The organism is Deinococcus puniceus (assembly GCF_001644565.1).
GTDB classification, from domain to species: Bacteria; Deinococcota; Deinococci; order Deinococcales; family Deinococcaceae; genus Deinococcus; species Deinococcus puniceus.
The window spans coordinates 2,489,062-2,509,234 of sequence record NZ_CP011387.1 but is presented as its reverse complement, the minus strand read 5'-3'; the positions used below and the strand labels follow the sequence as shown (position 1 = coordinate 2,509,234).

General features: G+C 62.0%; 19 protein-coding genes and 3 tRNA genes. 15 read left to right on the top strand and 7 right to left on the bottom strand.

What is annotated here, in order from left to right:
• Position 1: 1 nt before the first annotated feature.
• The 3 genes from SU48_RS11590 to lon form a co-directional block, all read right to left on the bottom strand.
• Positions 2-76: transfer RNA gene (locus SU48_RS11590), tRNA-Asn, on the bottom strand.
• A 156-nt stretch (positions 77-232) separates the two neighbouring features.
• Entirely contained in the window at positions 233-760 is a 528-nt protein-coding gene (locus SU48_RS11585; protein WP_064015378.1) for a YqgE/AlgH family protein, read from the bottom strand.
• 94 nt (positions 761-854) lie between these two features.
• Complete coding sequence (gene lon, locus SU48_RS11580) at positions 855-3,320, bottom strand: endopeptidase La (protein WP_064015377.1); 2,466 nt, start codon at positions 3,318-3,320, stop codon at positions 855-857.
• Positions 3,321-3,796: 476 nt separating this feature from the next.
• On the opposite strand from lon, the gene SU48_RS11575 reads away from it, so the two are divergent.
• Entirely contained in the window at positions 3,797-4,039 is a 243-nt protein-coding gene (locus SU48_RS11575) for a hypothetical protein (RefSeq protein WP_064015376.1), read from the top strand.
• A gap of 103 nt (positions 4,040-4,142) precedes the next feature.
• Here SU48_RS11575 and SU48_RS11570 read toward each other — a convergent pair whose 3' ends face one another.
• A complete protein-coding gene (locus SU48_RS11570; protein WP_064015375.1) occupies positions 4,143-5,285 on the bottom strand; it encodes an acyl-CoA dehydrogenase family protein in 1,143 nt (380 codons plus the stop codon).
• A gap of 109 nt (positions 5,286-5,394) precedes the next feature.
• Here SU48_RS11570 and SU48_RS11565 point away from each other — a divergent pair, with 109 nt between their 5' ends.
• From SU48_RS11565 to ppk1, 12 genes are all read left to right on the top strand, one after another.
• Positions 5,395-5,778, top strand: coding sequence for a VOC family protein (locus SU48_RS11565; RefSeq protein WP_064015374.1), 384 nt, complete (start codon positions 5,395-5,397; stop codon positions 5,776-5,778).
• A gap of 143 nt (positions 5,779-5,921) precedes the next feature.
• Positions 5,922-5,998: transfer RNA gene (locus SU48_RS11560), tRNA-His, on the top strand.
• A gap of 77 nt (positions 5,999-6,075) precedes the next feature.
• Positions 6,076-6,160, top strand: a tRNA-Leu gene (locus SU48_RS11555).
• Between the two features lie 338 nt (positions 6,161-6,498).
• Complete coding sequence (tig, locus tag SU48_RS11550) at positions 6,499-7,875, top strand: trigger factor (protein ID WP_064015373.1); 1,377 nt, start codon at positions 6,499-6,501, stop codon at positions 7,873-7,875.
• 449 nt (positions 7,876-8,324) lie between these two features.
• A complete protein-coding gene (locus tag SU48_RS11545) occupies positions 8,325-9,383 on the top strand; it encodes a beta-ketoacyl-ACP synthase III (protein ID WP_064016025.1) in 1,059 nt (352 codons plus the stop codon).
• Complete coding sequence (gene fabD, locus SU48_RS11540) at positions 9,380-10,303, top strand: ACP S-malonyltransferase (protein ID WP_064015372.1); 924 nt, start codon at positions 9,380-9,382, stop codon at positions 10,301-10,303. The genes SU48_RS11545 and fabD overlap by 4 nt, the downstream gene beginning before the upstream one ends.
• On the top strand, positions 10,300-10,833 hold the full coding sequence (locus SU48_RS11535; RefSeq protein WP_064015371.1) for a DinB family protein: 534 nt from the start codon (positions 10,300-10,302) through the stop codon (positions 10,831-10,833). Before fabD ends, SU48_RS11535 begins: the two co-directional genes overlap by 4 nt.
• Positions 10,830-11,591: a 3-oxoacyl-[acyl-carrier-protein] reductase gene (fabG, locus tag SU48_RS11530; RefSeq protein WP_064015370.1), complete on the top strand. Its 762-nt coding sequence runs from the start codon at positions 10,830-10,832 to the stop codon at positions 11,589-11,591. Before SU48_RS11535 ends, fabG begins: the two co-directional genes overlap by 4 nt.
• 120 nt (positions 11,592-11,711) lie before the next feature.
• Positions 11,712-11,942, top strand: a complete 231-nt coding sequence (gene acpP / locus SU48_RS11525; protein WP_064015369.1) for an acyl carrier protein — start codon at positions 11,712-11,714, stop codon at positions 11,940-11,942.
• 170 nt (positions 11,943-12,112) lie between these two features.
• On the top strand, positions 12,113-13,360 hold the full coding sequence (gene fabF / locus SU48_RS11520; protein WP_064015368.1) for a beta-ketoacyl-ACP synthase II: 1,248 nt from the start codon (positions 12,113-12,115) through the stop codon (positions 13,358-13,360).
• A 164-nt stretch (positions 13,361-13,524) separates the two neighbouring features.
• Positions 13,525-13,848, top strand: a complete 324-nt coding sequence (locus tag SU48_RS11515; RefSeq protein ID WP_157451155.1) for a hypothetical protein — start codon at positions 13,525-13,527, stop codon at positions 13,846-13,848.
• A 302-nt stretch (positions 13,849-14,150) separates the two neighbouring features.
• The gene (ppk1, locus tag SU48_RS11510; protein WP_064015366.1) at positions 14,151-16,346 is read left to right on the top strand and encodes a polyphosphate kinase 1; all 2,196 of its coding nucleotides are present in this window, start codon (positions 14,151-14,153) and stop codon (positions 16,344-16,346) included.
• Here the strand turns inward: ppk1 and SU48_RS11505 are convergent.
• From SU48_RS11505 to SU48_RS11495, 3 genes are all read right to left on the bottom strand, one after another.
• Positions 16,334-16,921, bottom strand: a complete 588-nt coding sequence (locus tag SU48_RS11505) for a nucleotidyltransferase family protein (RefSeq protein WP_064015365.1) — start codon at positions 16,919-16,921, stop codon at positions 16,334-16,336. The genes ppk1 and SU48_RS11505 overlap by 13 nt on opposite strands.
• Entirely contained in the window at positions 16,918-17,916 is a 999-nt protein-coding gene (locus SU48_RS11500) for an ADP-ribosylglycohydrolase family protein (protein ID WP_064015364.1), read from the bottom strand. Before SU48_RS11500 ends, SU48_RS11505 begins: the two co-directional genes overlap by 4 nt.
• Before the next feature lie 96 nt (positions 17,917-18,012).
• Positions 18,013-18,492 carry a peroxiredoxin family protein gene (locus SU48_RS11495; protein WP_064015363.1) on the bottom strand — a complete coding sequence of 160 codons (480 nt, stop codon included), beginning with the start codon at positions 18,490-18,492 and terminating at the stop codon, positions 18,013-18,015.
• 44 nt (positions 18,493-18,536) lie between these two features.
• On the opposite strand from SU48_RS11495, the gene SU48_RS11490 reads away from it, so the two are divergent.
• Positions 18,537-19,295 carry an ABC transporter substrate-binding protein gene (locus tag SU48_RS11490; RefSeq protein WP_064015362.1) on the top strand — a complete coding sequence of 253 codons (759 nt, stop codon included), beginning with the start codon at positions 18,537-18,539 and terminating at the stop codon, positions 19,293-19,295.
• Positions 19,296-19,453: 158 nt separating this feature from the next.
• Positions 19,454-20,077 (top strand): thymidine kinase, encoded by a 624-nt coding sequence (locus tag SU48_RS11485; protein ID WP_064015361.1) that lies wholly within the window; start codon positions 19,454-19,456, stop codon positions 20,075-20,077.
• Positions 20,078-20,173 lie beyond the last annotated feature (96 nt).

The following is a 20,173-nucleotide window of genomic DNA, read 5'->3' as shown; positions in this document are numbered from 1 at the left end:
TTGGCTCGGCAGGTAGGGATCGAACCTACGACCATCCGATTAACAGTCGGACGCTCTACCGCTGAGCTACTGCCGAATACCTGTGAACGTCGCTTAAAACAAATTCACAGCTTTGGCCGGAGCCTTGCGCCTTTTTCGGGCGCGAGAGGGATAGTAGCATGACCCCCGGAAGCACGCAAGTGCCTGACCAACCCCGACGAACAGTACCCCCAAAACGGGTCAGCCGTTGGGCTTAGGCCTGCGCTCCACCGGGCATGATGGTTCCCGGCGTTACGCCCAACTGTGCCAAAGCTTCGGCCCAGCGGTCTCCGGCTTCTACCTTCCAGATTAAGTCAGGGGTGTCCTGTTCCACCCAGATCCACATGCCTACGCGGGCCTCCTCGGTCAGTTGGCCCCCATCCCACCCGGCGTAGCCCAAAATCAGCATGTACTCCTGACCCGATTCGGTCACGGCCCGCAGCACGTCCAAGCTGCTGGTGACGAGCAGATCGGCGCTCAGGCGAACCTCTCCGTCCAGATTCAGCGGCGTGCGGTACAGGCACCAGCCCAACGTGCGGTCTACCGGGCCGCCGCGCCATGCCGGGCCAGCTTGCCCCGGCATATCGGGGAGCAACTCCGACACCGACTGGGACATGGGCGCGTTCACGATCAGGCCCATAGCGCCCTTGGCATCGTGTTCCAGCAGCAAGATCACCGCGCCCTCGAAGATGCCGCCGCGCAGGTGCGGGCTGGCCACCAGAAACGTGAGCGGAACAGACATCGGCTACAGGATAACGGGGGGCCGAGCAAAGCAGAACCCCCCGCCATCGCTGACAGGGGGCAAAGATTAAGCTTGAGTGGCTTCAGGGATAGGCTTAGGCGCTGGCTCCCGCACCCCGGCGGCCCGTTTTGCGCTTGGGCGTTTCGGGGGTCACGTTGCTGCCGATGTTGCTCAGGCCTGCGCCGCGTTCCAGTGCCTTCAGGCCGCCCACAAGGGCCACGTCCAGCACTTCGTCTACGGTTTCGCAGGGGTGAAAGCGCATGCTGCTGCGGAGGTGCAGCGGAATGTCGCGCAGGTCGGGTTCGTTGGCTTTGGGCATGATGATGTGCTTAATTCCGGCGCGGCGTGCGCCCAGCACTTTCTCTTTCAGGCCGCCAATGGGCAGGTATCGGCCAGTGAGGGTCATCTCGCCGGTCATCGCCACGTCGTGGCGGGCAGGAATACCAGTCAGGGCGCTGATCAGGCTGGTGGCCATCGCCCCGCCCGCGCTGGGGCCTTCTTTGGGAATGGCTCCGGCGGGCACGTGCACGTGGATCTCGCTGTCGTCGATGCGCGACTTGTCGATGTGGAAGCGCTCGCTGTTGGTTTTGGCGTAGGTCAGGGCGGCGCGGGCCGATTCCTTCATCACGTCGCCCAACTGTCCGGTGAGGACTAACCCCTTGCCGGGCATTACGCTGGTTTCCACGAACAGGATGTCGCCGCCCACCGGGGTGTAGAACATGCCGGTGCTGACACCCACCATGTCTTCGCGGTTTTCCGTTTCGGGCGTGTGGCGGGCTTGTCCCAAGTAACGATCCAGTTCCTTGTCGGTCACTTTCACGCGCTTCACTTCGGCGGTGGCGATGCGGCGGGCCACCTTGCGGGCCACCGTGCCAATTTCGCGCTCTAGGTTTCGCACGCCCGCTTCACGGGTGTAGTGGCTGATCAGTTTTTCCAGTGCCGCGTCGGTAAAGCTGATCTGGTTGGGCTTCAGGCCGTTCTGGGTCAGTTGGCGGGGCATCAGGTAGCGCTTGGCGATTTCCAACTTCTCCTGCTCGATGTAGCTGGAAAAGTCGATGACTTCCATTCTGTCCATCAGGGCGGCGGGAATCTGCTCGGGGTAGTTGGCCGTCGCAATGAACATCACTTCGCTCAGGTCGAAGGCCACGCCGAGGTAATGGTCGGTGAAGTGCTGGTTCTGGCTGGGGTCAAGGACTTCCAACAGCGCGCTGGAGGGGTCGCCCTGATAGCTGGTGCCCAGCTTGTCCACTTCGTCCAGCAAGATCACGGGGTTCTTGGTGCCTGCCGTGCGGATGCCCTGAATCAGGCGTCCGGGCATCGCGCCGATGTAGGTGCGGCGGTGGCCCCGAATGTCGGACTCGTCGCGTGCGCCGCCCAGTGCAATCCGCACGTATTTGCGGCCCAGCGCCTTGGCGATGCTCTGCGCGATGCTGGTTTTACCCACGCCGGGAGGCCCGGTGAAGACCAGAATCGGCCCCTTGTTCACGTCTTCGGCGCTCAGTTCTCCGCGCTCTGCACGCTCTTTGCGCAGACGGCGCACCGCCAAGAATTCCAGCACGCGGTCTTTCACCTTCTCCAGCCCGTAGTGGTCGTCGTCCAAAATCTGGGCGGCTTCCGGCACGTCTAGGCGGTCTTCGCTGCGGGTGTTCCACGGCAATTCCGTGACCCACGTCAGGTAGGTGCGAATCACGCTGGCTTCGGCGGCGTCGGGGTGCATCCGCGCGAGGCGGTTCACTTCACGGTCAATCTCTTTCTTCACGTCGGGCTTCAGTTCCAGCGCTTCAATCTTGGTGCGGAAGGCGTCGGCTTCGTCGCCCTCTTCGCCGTCCTCACCGCCCTGAAGCTCCTTCTGAATGACCTTCATCTGCTCGCGCAGGTAGTATTCGCGCTGGTTCTTGTCTATTTCTTCTTTCACCTGTGCGCGAATCCGGGCCTGCACGGCCTGCACTTCCTGCTCGGTGTCCAGCAGCGTCAGCAGCTTGCGAATGCGGGCCACCGGGCTGGCGGCTTCCAAGAGCGCCTGCTTGTCTTCCAGCTTGAAATCTAGGTTGAAGGCGATGTGGTCGGCCATCTCGCCCGCTTCTTCTTTGCCCTGAATGGTCTGCACGCTCTCGGCGCTGACCTTGCCGCCCGCCGCAATAATGTCAAACTTTTCGCGCAACTCGCGGGCCAACGCCTGAAACTCCACCGGATCGGCGGCCACTTCGGGCATCAGTTCTATATCGGCGCGGAGGTACTCGTCGCGGGTGTAGTTCTTGGCACGGGCGCGGGCCACCGCCGACACCAGCATTTGCACGGTGCCGTCGGGATTCTTACGCACACGCAGCACGTTGCAGGCCGTACCCACGTCGTATAGGTCAGCACCCTGAGGATCATCCACATCTTTGTCGCGCTGAGACACGATCAGGATGACTTTCTCGCCTGCCATCGCGGCCTCAATCGCGTTGATGGACAAGGAACGGCTTGCGTCGATGTGCTGCACCATCGTGGGATAAATAACGCTGCCACGCACGGGGCAAACGGGAACATTGGCGGGCAGTTGGAGGATGTCGGTGGTCATGATTGCTCCTTTTGACCAGCAACAGGGCGCGTCCTAGGGGGCGGCTCTGCATTGAGAAGTGTGCATTGAACTGGGGGTTTGGCGTCCGGTTTAATTCTTACCCGATGCCAAGAAACTTGAGTGCAACTATATCAAGTTTGTGGAGAAGGGGCAAGCGCCCCCCTGTCCACCGTGCCTTGATCCACCCCTTGCCTTCGCCGTGTGGCCCACGCAGTCTGTTCCACATCTCAACGCTACTCCGCATGCCCTGACACAACCCTTGCGCTGCCTGATGGGAGGTTTAGGATTGATGGGGGCGGGGGTGAGGGAGGAAAACAGTTGCGGGATTTGCGCTCCTGATGATGTGACGATACATGCCGCCCCCGTCGCGCTTACTTGAGGGGCAGTTGTTCCAGTCCTTGGGTTGAGAAGGGGTGATGACTAGGTGGTGGGCATATCTACCCCACGCGGGAGCGAGAGCGGCATATGGTACAGGTATGGCCTACGAATACAAGACATACCAGCTCCCCCAAAACATCGAAGCCAGCGCAAAAGACCGCAACACTGCGGTGGCTGAGATGGTGCAGCAAGTCATCACTGCGCAGTCTCAAGGGGGCTTCGAATATTTCCGCGCCGACAGCTTTTCGGTGTCTACGCCTCCGGGTTGCTTGTCTGCCCTCTTTGGAGCCAAGCACGAATACGTGACTTACAGCGTTCTGGTCTTCCGCAAGCAAATTTAAGCTCATTTAATTTCTTTTGGCCGCCCCGAGATGGGCGGTTTTTTGTGACCCACACGTTTTCCGTCCACTTCCCAGATTCCGTATAAACCACCAATGCTCCCGCCTAAGCCAACAGTGCCCGCGCAATAATCAGCTTCTGAATTTCGCTCGTTCCTTCGTAAATCCTGAGCAGGCGTTGGTCTCGGTAATACCGCTCGACGGGGTAATCCTTCATGTAGCCCATGCCGCCCGCCACCTGCACGGCTTTGTCGGCCACCTGAGACAGCATTTCGGTGGCGTGATACTTCGCCACACTCGCCATGCGCCGCACGTCTTGGCCTTGATCCACCATCCACGCCACCTTTTGCCACAGTACCCGGCTGGTTTGCAGGGCGATGTCCATTTCGGCCAGCATAAATTGCACCGCCTGAAACTCCCCAATCGGCTGCCCGAATTGCTCGCGGGTTTTGGCGTGCTGCACGCTCAGATCCAGCAGGCGCTGCATGGCTCCGGTGCTGCGGGCCGCGATGCCCACCCGCCCAGAAGTCAGGATGCCCAGCGCCTCGCGGTAGCCCAGATGCTCCGGCCCCAGCAGGTTGGCGGCGGGAATCTCGGCGTCTTCAAAAATCACTTCTGCCGACAGCGCCCCTTTCTGGCCCATTTTCTCGTCAATTTTGCCCACGCGCACGCCGGGAGTCGTCTGCGGCTCCACCAAAAACGCGCTCATACCTTTGGTGCCCTGCGCGGGGTCGGTAATGGCGATCACGGTCAGCAGGCCCGCGATGGGCGCGTTGCTGATGTAATGCTTGGTGCCGTTCAGCACGTACATGTCGCCGCGCCTCTCGGCCCGCGTGCGAATGTTGGCGGCGTCGCTGCCACTCGTCGGCTCGGTAATGGCAAATCCGGCCACGCACTCGCCCGACGCCATACGCGGCAGGAACCGCTGCTTTTGCTCCTCGTTGCCCAGCTTCACCAGCCCGCTGGTGCCGATAGAGGCGTGGGCGCTGATGACGCCGCCAAAGCCCATATGCCCCTGCCCCAGCGCCTCGTAGGCCGCGCAGCGCCCCAGCATGCCCAGCCCCGCGCCCCCGTATTCTTCCGGAATGCTGAGGCCGAACAGCCCCAGCGCCGCCGCCTGCGCCATCAGTTCGGGCGGTACACGGTTGGTGTCCTCGATTTCGTGGGCGCGAGGTTCCACCACAGTCAGCATAAAGTCGCGAATGGTGTCCTGCACGTCACGCAGGTCTTCCGGCAAATTGAAGTTCATGTGTGGCTCTAGGGTACGGCAAAGCGGCGGCGGGAAAGAGTGGGGCCAGTCCAAGTTGTTCCGCAGAGAGGGACGGGAGAGAGGCTGCGGCGGGGGTTACTTTGGCCCTATGTCCAACCAAACCCGCCCGCTGATTTCTGGCCTAGATCATGTACAGACCGAAGCGCCTGCGGAATGTGAAGCTGAGGCCCGCGCCTTTTTCACTGGCTTTCTGGGCCTGCCCGAACTGCCCAAGCCTGCGGCATTGGCAGCACGCGGCGGTGCTTGGTTCGGTCTGCCCGATGGCCGCCAACTGCACATCGGTGTGACGCCCAACTTCGTGCCGCGCGATAAGGGGCATCTGGCGCTGCGTTGCCCTGACTTGGACGCCGTGACCGAGCGGGCCAGTCGTTTTGGCATCGCCTGCGTGCCAGATGCAGAACTGGCCCCTACCCGGCGCGTGTTCCTGTGCGATCCTTGGGGCAACCGCTTGGAGATTCTGGAAGGCCGCTAACAGTTCTTGACGCACGCCGATTGGCCTACTCCCTGCCTTGCCCGTTGACAGTCGCCTCCCGCTTCTCTAAGATGTACAAGCCTGTGAAGGCGGCAAGGTCAGTATTGGCTGACAGCAGTGTTGGCTGATAGATAGTGGCTGTGGTGGGTTTAGCTCAGTTGGTTAGAGCGCCGCTCTGTGGCAGCGGAGGCCGTGGGTTCAAGTCCCATAATCCACCCCAAAAATGCCCCGGCTCAGGCGAAGGTCTGTGTTGGGGTTTCTTCTTTTTAGCTGCTCCAGCTATAGCAGGTATCCCGTGCGGGGATGGCGGAATTGGTAGACGCGCCAGATTTAGGATCTGGTTCCGGAAGGAGTGAGGGTTCAAGTCCCTTTTCTCGCACCACAGAGTCGGGCAAGATGAGGCGGTCAGGGCGGCTTTTCCACTGGAGAGGCTGCCCCTCTCTTTTGATTCCCTTTGCCCTGTGGCCTATGCCTAACTGTTTTCAGCTAAACTCTTTGACGGCCTTTGTAGTATCAACACACCTGATGGCCGGGGTTAGAGCAGTGCCCTCCCACCAGAAAAGCATTATGATGCGCCGGGCATGCCGCGCCCACGATGCAGGCCTTGGGCAGAACCATGTCTGAGGGTTTGAAGTGGCGCAGGCGGCAGAATCACACACAACGAGGGTGCCGGGCCGCCCCCACACGGGGCCGCGTGTCCGGTATCAAGACGGGAGACGTATGGCAGAGCTGATCAGCAGAGAAGGCAACAAAGTCGAGTTTAAGGTCACGGTTCCCGCCGCCGAGGTCAACCGCGCCTATGAGCAAGTGTGGGCGGGTCTCGCCCGTGACGTGCGCGTTCCCGGCTTCCGGCCCGGCAAGGCCCCCCGCAAGGTGCTGGAAGGCCGCGTGGGCAAGGGATACGTGGAGCAGGAAGTGCGTGACCGACTCCTTCAGGTGCATTACCCGCAGGGCGCACGCGACCTGAAACTCAACCTCGTGGACGCCACCATTGACCCCGCCGACGTGGTCAGTGGGCAGTCCTTCGACTTCACCGTGAAGGGCGAAACCTACCCCGCCGTGACGCTGGGTGACTGGAAGGCCGCGAGCATCACGGCCACCTCCCCCGAAATCACCGACGAAGTGCTGGGCCGTACCTTGGCCGACCTTCAAGAGCGCAACGCCACCTTCGAAAGCGTCGAACGCGCCATCGAAGCCACCGATCAGGTGACCATCGAGGAGCAGGGCGAAGAGGGCGGCACGTACCCCGTGTACCTCGACGTAGCCGAAGCGCACGTGCGCGAAGCCCTGCTGGGCAAGCATAAGGGTGACACCGTGGAAATCACGGTTCCGGCCCACCAGCACGGCGACCACGAACACGCCGAGCATACGGTCACAGTCGTCGTGCAAGACGTGAAGACCAAGCAACTTCAGGAGCTTGACGACGCGTTTGCCGCCAGCTTGAACTTTGACAACTTGGAGCGCCTGCGCACCGACCTGAAGGCCGAACTGGAGCGCCGCGCCCGGCAAGAAGGCGACACCGCCCGCCGCGAAGAGTTCATCACTCACCTTGTAGAAGGCATGAGCGTGGAGATTCCCCGCGCACTGCTGGACACCCGCCGCGAAAGCATGATGGCCGAGATCAAGGACGACCTTGGCCGTCAGGGCGTGCAGTGGGGCGAGTACGAGAGCTTTATGCAGGAACAGGGCAAGCTCGACGAGTTCATGGCCGACCTCGCCAAGAACGCCGAGACCCGCGTGCGCCGTGACTTGGCGCTGGAGCAATTGGCCGAAGACCTGAAAGTGCAGGTCAGCGACGCCGAGTTCAACCAGACCATGAACGGACTGGCGCAGGCCAACAACATGACGGCCCAGCAACTGCGTACCCAGTTAGGGCCAAACGGCCTGAACAACTACTACGCCTCCCTGCTGCGTGAAAAAGGCCTGCAACTGGCCATCGCGCAACTGACGGCTCCCGCTGTGGCCGAAGCCGCTCCCGCCGAAGTTGCCCAGTCTGACGAAGCTCAGGCCGACGCGGCGGAAGCCGAAGCTGCCCAGACCGAAACCGTTCAGACTGAAGGAACTCAGCCTGAAGGCGAAGGCCAGAAAGCCGAGTAATCCACCTCGAACGTCAACTCTGTTCGGCGAAGGCTGAGCGGGGAGACGTAAGTAAACAGAAGAAGGCTCGTCCGATGGGGCGGGTCTTCTTTTTTGCTGTGTGGTGCGGGGGCGGGGGGCTGGGGGCTTGGTCTAAGGGTCAAGGGTCTGAGCTTCTAAGGAAAGGCAATCGCTTTGCTCACCACCCCTCACCCCGCTGTTTCACAGCGCCCCTCTCCCGCAAGGGGCGAGGGCTAAAAGAAAGGGCGAGCAACTTAGGCTTTTGCTCCTCTCCCTTGAGGCGGGAGGGTGGGAGGGGGTGAGTGAGCGCCAGCGATTGCCTTTCCTTAGAACCTCAGACCCTAGACGCCCTCCCGCACACCCCACAAACACCCCAGCCATTTTGAACCCCGTTCAGACTCCTAGAAAATTGATTGAACGTCCGTTCAAAGAATGCTACGGTGGGTGGCATGACCGACCTTCACGCTTCTCGCCCCAGCATCGGCATTACTGCCCTCGGCTCCTTTGCACCCGCCCGCGTGGTCAAGAACGAGGAATTCGAGGCGCGGATGGACACCACCGCCGAATGGATTCAGTCCCGCACGGGGATCGTGGAACGCCGCTTTTCTGCGCCCGACGAATTTACTTCGGATGTGGGCTTGGGCGCGGTGCGTGACCTGCTGGCCCGTGACCCGGACGGCCTGAAAGACGTGGATATGGTGATTTGCGCCACCGCCAGCCCGGACGCCATGTTCCCCTCTACGGCGGCGCTGATTGCCGGACAGGTGGGCCTTGCGGGGGCGGGCGCGTTCGATTTGTCTACGGCGTGCAGCGGGTTCGTATACGGCTTGGGCATGGCGCAGGGGCTGATTCTGGGCGGAATGGCCCGCCGCGTGCTGATCATCGGCGCAGAAACGATCACCAAAATCGTGGATCAGGATGACCGCAACACCGCCATCCTGTTTGGCGACGGTGCGGGTGCAGTCGTCGTCGGCCCCGTGCCAGAGGGCTACGGTTTTCAGGATTTCGTGCTGGGCGCAGACAGCGCGGGCGGAAGCAGCCTGTATTCCCGCTTCTTGGCCCACCAACTCCCCGGCGGTTTCCCGATGGGCAAATGGACGGGCATGAATGGCCGCGAAGTCTTCAAATTTGCTGTGCGGGTGCTGGGCGACAGCGGCGCGGAAGTCCTCGCCAAGAGCGGGGTGAAGAGCGAGGATGTGGACTGGGTGGTGCCCCATCAGGCCAACGTGCGGATCATCGAGGCCGCCGCCCAGCGCTTTGGCGTTCCCATGAGCAAAATGGTGATGAACCTAGACCGCTACGGCAACACTTCTAGCGCCACTGTGCCGCTGGCCATGAAGGAAGCCGTGGACGACGGGCGCGTGAAGGACGGGCAGCAAATCCTGCTGGTGGCGTTTGGCGGCGGCCTGAGTTGGGCGGCGGCCACCCTGAAATGGTGGAGCGGTGCGCCGAGCGTGCAGGCCCGCGACTGGGCAGGCAAGGCCGAGCCGGAAGCGGTGTCGGTATGACCTCTGCAAAGCCCAAAATAGCGGCTCTGTTCCCCGGTCAGGGGTCGCATTCGGTGGGCATGGGCGCTGACCTGACCGCCGCCTCTGCTGCCGCCGAAGCCGTGTACGCGCAGGCCGAAGCGACTTTGCCGGGGCTGCGTGCCCTGATCGAAACTGGCCCACTGGAAGACCTGACCCTGACCGCCAACCAACAGCCTGCACTGGTGGCCGCGTCGGTGGCGGCGTACCGGGCGTGGGTGGCCCAGACCGGACTGACCCCCGATTTTGGCGCAGGCCACAGCCTCGGTGAGTATTCGGCGTTGGTGGCTGCCGGATCGCTGAGCCTCCCCGACGCCCTGCGCCTGACCCGCGAACGGGGCGAACGAATGCAGCAAGCCGTCCCGGTGGGTGTGGGGGCCATGTGCGCCGTGATGGGCGATCCTGCCGCCGTGCTGGAAGTCTGCGCGGCCAGTTCCGGCATCGTGCAGCCTGCGAACTTCAACGCGCCCACCCAGACTGTCATTTCGGGCGAAAAGACTGCGGTAGACGCGGCCAGCGCCGAACTGAAAGCACGCGGCCTGAAGGTCATTCCTCTGAAGGTCAGCGCTCCGTTTCACTGCGCCCTGATGCAGCCCGCCGCCGCAGGACTGGCCCCCGCCCTCAGCGACACGCCGTTTGCGCCGCTGGCCTTTCCGGTGTATGCCAACGTGACCGCCGAAGCCGGAGCCGCGCCCGCCGCCTTGCCCGAACTGCTGGCCGCCCAAATTACGGGCAGCGTGCGCTGGGTGGAAACCATTCGGGCGTTGGCCGACGCGGGCGCAGAAGTGTTCATCGAATTTGGCCCCGGAACGGTGTTGACGGGCTTAGTCAAGCGCATTTTGCCCGACGCCCGCACCATGAATGTGGGCACAGCGGCGCAGCTCGAAGCGTTCGCGCTATGAGCGATCCGTTTACGCAGCCAGAGATTGTGGCGGCGTTGGCTGAGACACGGGAAGAAGTTGGCGCGTTCTTTGCAAGCCTGTCCCCCCAACAATTCACGCACGGCAACGCGGAAACGTGGTCTCCTGCCCATCATCTGCACCATCTGATCGTCTCCAATCAGCCTGTGGCCTCCGCCCTCGCGTTGCCCCGTGACCGCCTGCCCGCCCGCAACGCCACGCAGCCTTCCCGCTCGTATCCCGAAATGCAGGCGCTGTACCGGGAAACCCTCGCCACAGGCGTCAAAGCGTCTGGCCGCTTTCTGCCCGATCCGCAGGGAAATCAGGCCGAACTGTTGGCCGAATATGGGCAAACGCTGGACACCTTGCAGGCCCAAGTGCGGGGCTGGAGCGACGCCGATCTGGATTCCCACACGCTGGCGCATCCCGCTCTCGGCCCGCTCAGCGTGCGGGAAATGCTGTTGTTTACGCTGTACCACAACGCCCACCATCAGGCGGGCGTGCAGAATAAGACCAACATGGAGAACGCATGACCGACGCTCAACCCACCCCAACCCGCAAAGTCGCCCTCGTCACTGGCAGTAGCCGGGGCTTAGGCCGCGCGATGGCCCTGCAACTGGCCGCCGCTGGCTTTGACGTCGCCATTCACTATGGCCGCAACGCCGCCGAGGCCGAAAAAGTGGCCGACACTGCCCGCGCACACGGCGTCACCGCGCAGGTGTTCGGGGCCGACCTGACCACGCCCGCCAACGCCGGAGCCTTGGTGGAGCAGGTCATCGCCGCGTTTGGCCGCCTGGATGTGCTGGTGAACAATGCCGGAATTACCCGCGATACTTTGGCCGTCCGCATGAAGGACGAGGACTGGAACGCCGTGCTGGACACCAATCTGACCAGTGCGTTTACCGCCAGCCGCGCCGCCCTGAAGCACATGATGCGGGCGCGTTCAGGCCGAATCATCAATATTGCCAGCGTGGTGGGCTTAATGGGCAACCCCGGACAGGCCAACTATGTGGCCAGTAAAGCCGGACTCATCGGGCTGACCAAAGCACTGGCGAAGGAATACGGCGGGCGCGGCATCACCGTGAATGCGGTGGCCCCCGGCTTCATAGAAAGCGATATGACGGCGGCCCTGCCGGAAGCGACCCGCACGGCCTATCTGGGCGGCATTCCGCTGGCCCGTTTCGGTCAGCCGGACGAGGTAGCGGCTGTGGTGGCCTTCCTCGCCAGCGACGCCGCCGCCTACATCACCGCGCAGGTGATCGGGGTAGACGGCGGGTTGTATCCGCACTGAGTGGGGAAAAATAGCTCCGCAAGCCCACCTGCCCGCCTTTGAACCCCGTTCAGAAAAGCCGCTCCTGCGCCGCGCCGCGTGTAGACTGGCGCAGACTTCAATCTAGGGAGGTATTTGACTATGGCAACTTTTGACGACGTAAAAGAAGTGATCGTGGAGAAACTCGGTGTAGACGCGGAAAAGGTAACCCCTGAAGCGCGTTTCGTAGAAGACTTGGGTGCAGACAGCCTCGAAACCGTGGAACTGATCATGGGTCTGGAAGACAAGTTCGGCGTGACCATCAGCGATGAAGATGCCGAAAGCATCCGCACCGTGCAGGCCGCCGTCTCCTTTATCGAGAGCAAGCAGTAAACGGGCCGTCAGCGTTTCAGATGGCTGGTTGATCTGGAGTGCAGGCGGGCAGGGCGGGTGCGGTGAAAGCCGTTTCCCGCCCGCTGTTGTAGGGCAACACGTTAGGGCAAGATTTAGAGCAGGTTACACAGGCTGGGGCCTAAGCTGGCCCCCGATTTCGGAGGTACGGCATGGCAATTACAGGCTTAAAACGGGTGGTTATTACAGGAGTCGGGCCAGTGACGCCTATCGGTCTGGGCGCGGCGGCCTATGCACAGGCGCAGCGGGCAGGCAAGAGCGGCATCGCCTCTATCACACACTTTGATACGGCTAGCACGGCCAGCAAGATCGCGGGCGAGGTCAATGAGAGCCTCGACGCCTACATAGACCCCCGCGAGGCCCGCAAGATGGATCGCTATGTTCAATTGGCGTTGGCTGGGGCAGATCTGGCGGTGGCCGACAGCGGTCTGAGCGCCGAAGAACTGCGTGGCGAGCGCACTGGAACACTGGTGGGCAGCGGCATCGGCGGAGTCAAAACCTTTGAAGACCAGTCGCAGGTGCTGTTCGAGCGCGGGGCAGGCCGCATCAGCCCCATGTTCGTTCCGATGATGATCGCCAACATGGCGTCGGGGCATGTGGCGATGCGCTTTGGGGCCACTGGGCCAAGCAGCACGGTGGTCACGGCCTGCGCCACCGGAACCGGGGCCATTGGCGACGCGGCCCGCTACATCCAGCTTGGCTTGGCCGACGTGATGATCGCGGGCGGCTCGGAAGCAGCCATTACGCCCATCGCCATCGGCGGATTCTCCAACATGAAGGCCCTCAGTACTCGCAACGACGATCCCCAGACTGCCAGCCGTCCTTTTGCTGCGGGCCGCGACGGCTTCGTGCTGGGCGAAGGCGCGGGCGTGGTCATTCTGGAAGAGTACGAGAAGGCCAAGGCACGCGGGGCCACCATCTACGCCGAAGTCGTGGGCTACGGCACCAGCGCCGACGCGCACCACATCACCATGCCTGCCCCCGAAGGACGCGGCGCACAGGTTGCCATGAGAATGGCCCTCGCGACGGCGGGCGTCAACCCCGATCAGGTGGGCTACATCAACGCGCACGGCACGAGCACGCACTTCAATGACCTCCACGAAACGCAGGGTATCAAGGCCGTGTTTGGCGATCATGCCCACAAGTTGGCGGTGTCCTCCACCAAATCCATGACCGGGCATCTGCTGGGCGCGGCGGGAGCCATCGAAGCTATTGCCGTCGCGCAGGCCCTCAAAGACGGCATTTTGCCCCCCACCATCAATCTCGCGGGCGATGAAGACCCGGCGCTGGACTTGGATTACATCCCGGAAGGGGCGCGGCAAATGCAAGTTGAATACGCCCTGAGCAACTCGTTCGCCTTCGGCGGGCAAAACGCGGCGCTGTTGCTGCGGCGGGTGTAAAGAAGCAAAAAGGGGACGGCGAGGGTAGGTGTTGCCGTCCTCTTTTGTTCGTTGTGAATATCATCAATCGGATTGATGCACACGAAGACGCTATAAGTAGCTCATCTTTCCAATTCGAGAATTTACGATCAACGATTTCCAGAGGCGATGTCTTAGGGTGAGTCATGAAGAGTTATTTAGAGTTAATTGATTGTATTGCTGGTATGAATCTGGGTTTTATTATCCAGATTGAGTTTTTTGACCATGATATAGCATATGAGATTGTCCTGAGTCTTTTCGATCATCAAAAAGATGTTTATATCAAGAACTTTTATGCAGATGACGCTGAGTTTTGGGGCATCAGGTCTTATTCTATGACCGAATTTTCTTTGGAGAATGCGTTTGATACTGGGTACGATCTCTATATCAAAACTATTGAAGAACTCAAAGCTCATCTTGCCATTTATCTCAAACAGTGGATACGAGAACAAGAATCGAGTCGACAATAGAATCATTCTACAAGTGGTATGAAGATAGATTTGGTGTAACAAGTGCTGAGCGAGGAGAGTGTCGAATTATCTTGGCAAGACACGCCGCTTAAGAACACGCTGAGTCCCCCCAACCTGACCAACCATTTACCTTTCCTCCGCGCAGACGGCTTTTTTTAGCCTGCTGCGCGTTTTTTCATCCTTCCTCTGGTACGCTCAGCACACGCAACTGACGCCGTGTTGACGCGGCTGTGATTGTATTGAGCCTGTCTTGCGCGTGCTGCCTTGCCAAAGGGTGCGCCGCCTACCGAGGAGAGAGAACTGTGTCCGCCGATTCTGCGACTGCCAACCCTGCGCCCACCAAGACTGCCCCCGCCAGCACCGCTGCCGCCCTGAATGCCGATGCGCCTGCCAAAAAGGGCCGGGGCAAGGCCGCAGGCAAAAAGGCAGCCAAAGCCGCAGCCGTCGCTGATCCTCTGCTCGCGGCCATTCGCACGATGTCCACGGTGGCGAACGAGGGCAGCCAGTTTCTGAACCGCGAGTTGTCTTGGCTGGCCTTCAATGAGCGCGTTCTCTCGGAAGCCCGCGACAAGCGCAATCCGCCGCTGGAGCGCCTGAAGTACGCGGCCATCTGCGGCAGCAATTTGGATGAGTTTTTTATGGTGCGCGTGGCGGGCGTCCACCGCCAGATCGCGGCGGGCGTGCAGACCCCCGGCCCCGATGGACTTTCTCCGCGTCAGACGCTGGATATGGTGCGTGACCGGACGCATACCATGTTGCGCGAAATCGAGAAGGCCGCCCGAAAAACCCTGCGTGATCTGGCTGCCGAGGGCGTGCGGCTGGTGCGTGTGGCCGAGCTGGGCAAGCGGGCGCGGGCGCAATTGCGGGAGCATTACCTCTCCGAAATCCAGCCGGTGCTGACGCCGCTGGTGGTAGACCCCAGCCATCCCTTTCCGTACCTCAGCAACCTGAGTCTGAATTTGGCCGTGCTGCTGGACGCCGGAGAGGGCGAAGACCCCGATTTTGCCCGCGTGAAGATTCCGGTGGGCGTGCTGCCCCGCATCGTGCCAGTCGGCGACGCCCTGCTGCTGCTAGAGGACGTGATCGCCGCCCACATCGGGGAGCTGTTTAAGGGCCGCAACGTGCTGGCCGCGCACGTGTTCCGCGTGACCCGCAACACCGATTACGAGTTCGAGGAAGAAGAAGCCGAAGACCTGCTGGCCACCATTGAAGACGGGTTGCGCCGCCGCCGTTTCGGGTCTGCGGTGCGGCTGGAAATGATGCGCGACACGCCCGCCGAGATCATCACCTTCTTGCAAGAGCGGCTGCGGCTGGATCACAAAGATATTTTTATGCTGGAAGGCCCGTTGGGAACGGCTGATCTGATGTTCCTGCCCGTCAAGCGCCCCGATCTGGCCTTCCCCGACTTCGTGCCAGCCGTGCCTGACCTCGACGGCGACGATGAAGACGGCATGTTCGATACCATCCGCCGGGGCGACGTGGTGCTGCACCATCCCTACGACAGCTTTTCCAACGTGCTGAACTTTGTGGAGGAAGCCTCGCGTGACCCGCAGGTGTTGGCGATCAAACAGACCCTCTACCGCACGGGCGACGATCCGCGCTTGCTGGGCGCACTCCGCACCGCCGCCGAAAACGGCAAGCAGGTGGTGGCCCTGATCGAACTGAAGGCCCGTTTTGACGAGCAGCGCAATATCAGTTGGGCACGCAAGCTGGAGCGGGCCGGGGCGCACGTGGTGTACGGCATGGCGGGCCTGAAAACCCACGCCAAAGTGACCCTGATCGTGCGGCGCGAGGAGGGCGGTTTGCGGCGTTACGTGCATGTGGGTACCGGGAATTACAACCCCAAAACCGCCCGCCTGTACACCGACCTCAGCCTGCTCAGCGCCGACCCGAATCTGGGGGCTGACATTGCGGAGCTGTTCAATCACCTGACCGGGTACGCCGAAGCCGAATACACGCACCTGTTGGTGGCCCCCGACACCGCCCGCAGCGGCTTCGAGATGCTGCTTGACCGCGAGGCCGAACACGCCCGCGCCGGACACGAGGCTTGGGCACGCATCAAGGTGAACAGCCTGACCGACCCCGGCATGATCGAAGCGCTGTACCGGGCAGCGGGTGCGGGCGTTCGAATAGAACTGATCCTGCGCGGTGTGTGCTGCCTGCGTCCGGGTTTGCCGGGCCTGTCGGAAACCATTCGCGTCCGCAGTCTGCTGGGGCGGTATCTGGAACACGCCCGTATTTATGCCTTTGGCAACGCAGGCCAGCCCGAAGTGTATTTCGGCAGTGCCGACTGGATGAGCCGCAACCTTGACCGCCGCGTAGAGGTGATCGCGCCCGTGCTGGACGACACCCACCGCGATCAGTTCCTGCGGATTCTGAATACCGAATGGGCCGACACTCGCGGCTCGTGGGAACTGCAAGGCGACGGCCAGTACGAAAAACTGCGCGGAGATTTCAGCGCCCAGCAGAGCTTCGCGGATTCACGTCATCCGGGCTGAGGCCGCGTTTCTACCACCTGAGTTTGGGCCTCCCGCAGCCAAGGCCAACGCTGGCGGTAATCGTGGGCTTTGGCCGCGTACAGTTCGGGCGTGTGGTTCAGGGCATTGGGCCGCAGCACGCCCGCCGCCAGATCGTGCAGGCCATACGGCGCGTACAGTTCGCCTGCCGCGTCAATGCCCACGCAGGTGCATTCCACTAAAAATTGCAGCACACCGTCGCGGGCACTGGTCAGCGGCGGGCGCGACAGCCCGTATTTTTCCCTGAACCACAGGTGAACGCGGGCCTGATTCCTGACCTCAATCCGCACGCCCAGATCACTGAACAGGTCAGATGCCCGGCCAATCACGGCGTCTTCGGCTTCATAAGTGGTGTCCGGATGCCAATAGAACAGGTCGTAATCGCGGATGTCCGTTTGCGGTGCTTGCCCACTCTGCACATTCCACACCGTCTGAAACAGCGCCCCGGCCACCAGATGAACTTGCGGCGCAAACGGCTCTAGTTGCGCTAGGCGGTCTAGAATCGCTGCGTTCACCGGATTCAGCTTCACGACTCGGAGGAACTCTGCGTCGGTCATGACTTCAGAAGGTCTTCAAATCCCTCCGCGCAACTCCACTCGCGCTGCCAGCCTGCCCAAGAGTGGCCCAGCCGAAGTGGGGGCAGCAGATGGGGTGGCACGCTCAGGCCACGCGCCCCGGCCACCGCGCCCACCACGCAGGCCACCGTGTCGCTGTCGTTGCCCAGCAGCACGGCGGGTTCTACGCAGGCTTGCCACGAGTCGGCGCGGGCGTGGGCCACCGCCGCTTGCAGGGTATCCAGCACATAGCCGCTCTGAGAGTGGATGTTGCCCGCCAAGCCGTCCCGCACGCGGGCGCGAACTTGCGTGCGGGCGTCGCGGTCTTGGGCATGAAACGTGTTGATGGCCTCCCTGCCGCTCACCGTGAAAACATCGCGCTCCAGCAGCACGGCGCGGGCATCCAGATTGTCCATCACCTTCAGGGCTAGTTCTGCGGCGTCGGTGTACTCCGTGCCTCGGTGCAGGGCGTCCAAGAAGGCGGTGAAAAAGACGCTGGCATGGACGCAACGGGGGTCGGCGTGAGTCAGGGCCGTGACCAACGCCGATTCGTGGGCCAATTCTTCTTCGGTATAACCCGCAATCCAGACCGCCGCAATTCGCATCAAACCGCCGTTGCCCGCGCTCTGGAAATTGCTGCTGGCCCAAGCGCGTGCGCCGCCGTCCAACCCACGCTTTCTCAGCGCGTCGCGGGTGAGGCCACCCACATCGGGCGGGCCAGTGGCGATCCAGTCTTGCAGGCCCGCCAGCACACCTTCCAGCCCTTGTTGCTTGGCATATCCCAGCAGGGTCGCCGCCACCATCTGGCTATCGTCGGTGGCCTCACCGGGGGCAAAGCCGAACACACTACCGGGCTGGTAGTCGGTAAACGTGTCACCGTAGTGGGCGCGGATCGCGGCGGGCGTCTTGAATTCGGTGGCCGCGCCCAGAGCATCGGCGGCGCTCAGTGAAAGCAGGGTATTTAGGCGGACTTGGCGGGGAACGGGAGAGGAAGTCACGCGGTCATTGTCTCCCAGCGGGGCGTCAAAGGGTGACGCATGTGCTTTCGGCCACAGGAGGGAAGCGCAGTGCTTAGCCTCTTAGACCCTAGACCCTTAGACGCTTTTATTACCCGCGCCCTGTACCTGCTCTTCCAGCAGATACCACAGCCGCGTTTGGGCGTTGTCTTGGCTGCCGTACACGCTCCGCAGCAGTTCGCCGCCCGCCGCGAAGGCCAACGTATGAGGCGTGCCTTCCGTCTGCCAAGCGCGGGCCAAGTCGCCGCTCACGTCCAGCGCCACCGGAAAAGGCAGGCGTGCAAACTGCTGGGCAAATTTGATCAATGTCGGCTCCACGTCGGGCCGCTCCAGCAAACGGTGGCCGAGGCTGGTATGCAGCGCCAATATCTCGGCCCGCTTCCCAAATTCGGCGTGCAGGCGCTTCAGGAACGGAATGCCGCGAGACACACAGCCCGGACATTCCAGATTGAAGGTCATAACCAGACCGGGCCGAGTCCACTGGGTGGGCGGCGGCACGGGTGCGCCATGCACAAAATCGCTGGGCGCAGGCCAAGGCAAGGGCGCGGGGCTGTCCATGTGTGCAGCGTACCGCCTGTGTGGTGCGGGCTTATTCTGAACGCATGAAACCCGCCTTGCTGCTGTCGGCCCTGCTCCTGTCGTCTTCTGCTGTGGCCGCCACCGTCGCGCAGGTCAAGGCCAAGGGCGTGCTGGTGCTGGGCACCGATCCTACCTTCACTCCCTTCGAATTCAAGGGGCCGGACGGCCAGATTCAGGGCTTCGACATCGATATTGCCCGTGCGGTGGCCCGCGATCTGGGCGTCAAGTTGGAGATTCGGGCGGTGGGCTTCGGGGCGCTGATGCCGCAATCGGTCACGTCCGGGCGCGTGGGTATGGCCATGAGCGCCATCACCATCACGGCCGAGCGGGCCAAAGTCGTCAGCTTTAGTCAGCCCTATTTCCGCAGCGCACAGGTGTTTATCGTGCGGGGCGGCAATCCCGGCAAGTTCGCTTGGCCCGCCGAGGTGAAGGGCAAGGTCATTGGCGTGCAGGCCAATACCACCGGGCAATACGTGGCAGGCGACGTGCTGAAGCCCAAAGGCGCGGTGCTGAAGGTCTACGACGACTTTGCCGCAGGCTTAGCCGACGTGCGTGCAGGCCGAATCGCCGCCCTGATCGGAGACGCGCCCACCGTGACCGACTTGCAAAAGCGGTTGCCGGGGCAGTTTGCACAGGCAGGCAAAGATTTGGCTGCCGAAGATTACGGCATGGTGTTCGCCAAAAACAGCGATTTGGCCGCCGCTGCCAACCGCACCTTAGCCAAATTGAAGGCCAACGGGGAATATCAGAAGCTGCTGAACAAGTGGATCGTGCAGAAATAGAGAAACGGATCGTGGATCGTGGCGACGCGAAATTGATTTTCAGGACTGCTGCCACAACTCAAGCCTAAAAGCCTAACATTTCTGCCCGCCTGCGCTGTTCCCACGTTCCACGATCCGCCCACCACCCCCGGCGCACAGCGCCCCCTATACTTGGCCCCGTGCTCAAGTCCCCCTATCACGGCGGCCACCTCGAGGTCATTGTCGGCCCCATGTTCAGCGGCAAAAGCGAAGAACTGATTCGCCGCGTCACGCGGGCGGTCATTGCTCGGCAGCGGGTACGGGTCTTCAAACCGCTGCTGGATGACCGCTACCACCTGTCGGCAGTGGCGAGCCATGCGGGGCGCACCGTAGACGCCGTTGCCGTGCGCGACGCGGCGGGTATTCGCAGCAATCTGGCGCTGGACGGCGGCAGCGAAACTACCCTGCTGGGCCTGCCCGGTGGCGTGCTGCCGGATGTAGTGGGCATAGATGAAGTGCAGTTTTTCGGGGCCGATCTGGTGCCGCTCGCGCTGGAACTGGCCGCTCAGGGCGTGCGCGTCATTCTGGCGGGCCTAGACCTCGATTTCCGTGCCGAACCCTTTGGCCCTATGCCCGAACTGCTGGCCCGCGCCGAAAGCGTAGAAAAACTGACTGCCATCTGCACGGTCTGCGGCGCTCCCGCTACCCGTTCTCAACGCCTGATCGGAGACCGCCCGGCCCGCTTCGACGATCCGGTGGTGCTGGTGGGCGCACAGGAAAGCTACGAGGCTCGCTGCCGGGTTCATCATGAAGTAGCCAACTGAGAGAGGACGCTGGTCTATCTACGCCTCTTTAAACTGGCCCAGTCATAGAGTTCTTTCTCAGCAAGCCTAGATGAAGGCCGTGAATTGGTGACTTTG

Coding starts and splice junctions, on each gene's coding strand:
- lon (WP_064015377.1), bottom strand. CDS start 3,320: ATGACCACCGACATCCTCCAACTGCCCGCCAATGTTCCCGTTTGCCCC.
- SU48_RS11575 (WP_064015376.1), top strand. CDS start 3,797: ATGGCCTACGAATACAAGACATACCAGCTCCCCCAAAACATCGAAGCC.
- fabF (WP_064015368.1), top strand. CDS start 12,113: ATGGCAATTACAGGCTTAAAACGGGTGGTTATTACAGGAGTCGGGCCA.
- tig (WP_064015373.1), top strand. CDS start 6,499: ATGGCAGAGCTGATCAGCAGAGAAGGCAACAAAGTCGAGTTTAAGGTC.
- SU48_RS11535 (WP_064015371.1), top strand. CDS start 10,300: ATGAGCGATCCGTTTACGCAGCCAGAGATTGTGGCGGCGTTGGCTGAG.
- acpP (WP_064015369.1), top strand. CDS start 11,712: ATGGCAACTTTTGACGACGTAAAAGAAGTGATCGTGGAGAAACTCGGT.
- SU48_RS11570 (WP_064015375.1), bottom strand. CDS start 5,285: ATGAACTTCAATTTGCCGGAAGACCTGCGTGACGTGCAGGACACCATT.
- SU48_RS11490 (WP_064015362.1), top strand. CDS start 18,537: ATGAAACCCGCCTTGCTGCTGTCGGCCCTGCTCCTGTCGTCTTCTGCT.
- SU48_RS11495 (WP_064015363.1), bottom strand. CDS start 18,492: ATGGACAGCCCCGCGCCCTTGCCTTGGCCTGCGCCCAGCGATTTTGTG.
- SU48_RS11505 (WP_064015365.1), bottom strand. CDS start 16,921: ATGACCGACGCAGAGTTCCTCCGAGTCGTGAAGCTGAATCCGGTGAAC.
- fabD (WP_064015372.1), top strand. CDS start 9,380: ATGACCTCTGCAAAGCCCAAAATAGCGGCTCTGTTCCCCGGTCAGGGG.
- SU48_RS11565 (WP_064015374.1), top strand. CDS start 5,395: ATGTCCAACCAAACCCGCCCGCTGATTTCTGGCCTAGATCATGTACAG.
- SU48_RS11585 (WP_064015378.1), bottom strand. CDS start 760: ATGTCTGTTCCGCTCACGTTTCTGGTGGCCAGCCCGCACCTGCGCGGC.
- SU48_RS11545 (WP_064016025.1), top strand. CDS start 8,325: ATGACCGACCTTCACGCTTCTCGCCCCAGCATCGGCATTACTGCCCTC.
- fabG (WP_064015370.1), top strand. CDS start 10,830: ATGACCGACGCTCAACCCACCCCAACCCGCAAAGTCGCCCTCGTCACT.
- SU48_RS11515 (WP_157451155.1), top strand. CDS start 13,525: ATGAAGAGTTATTTAGAGTTAATTGATTGTATTGCTGGTATGAATCTG.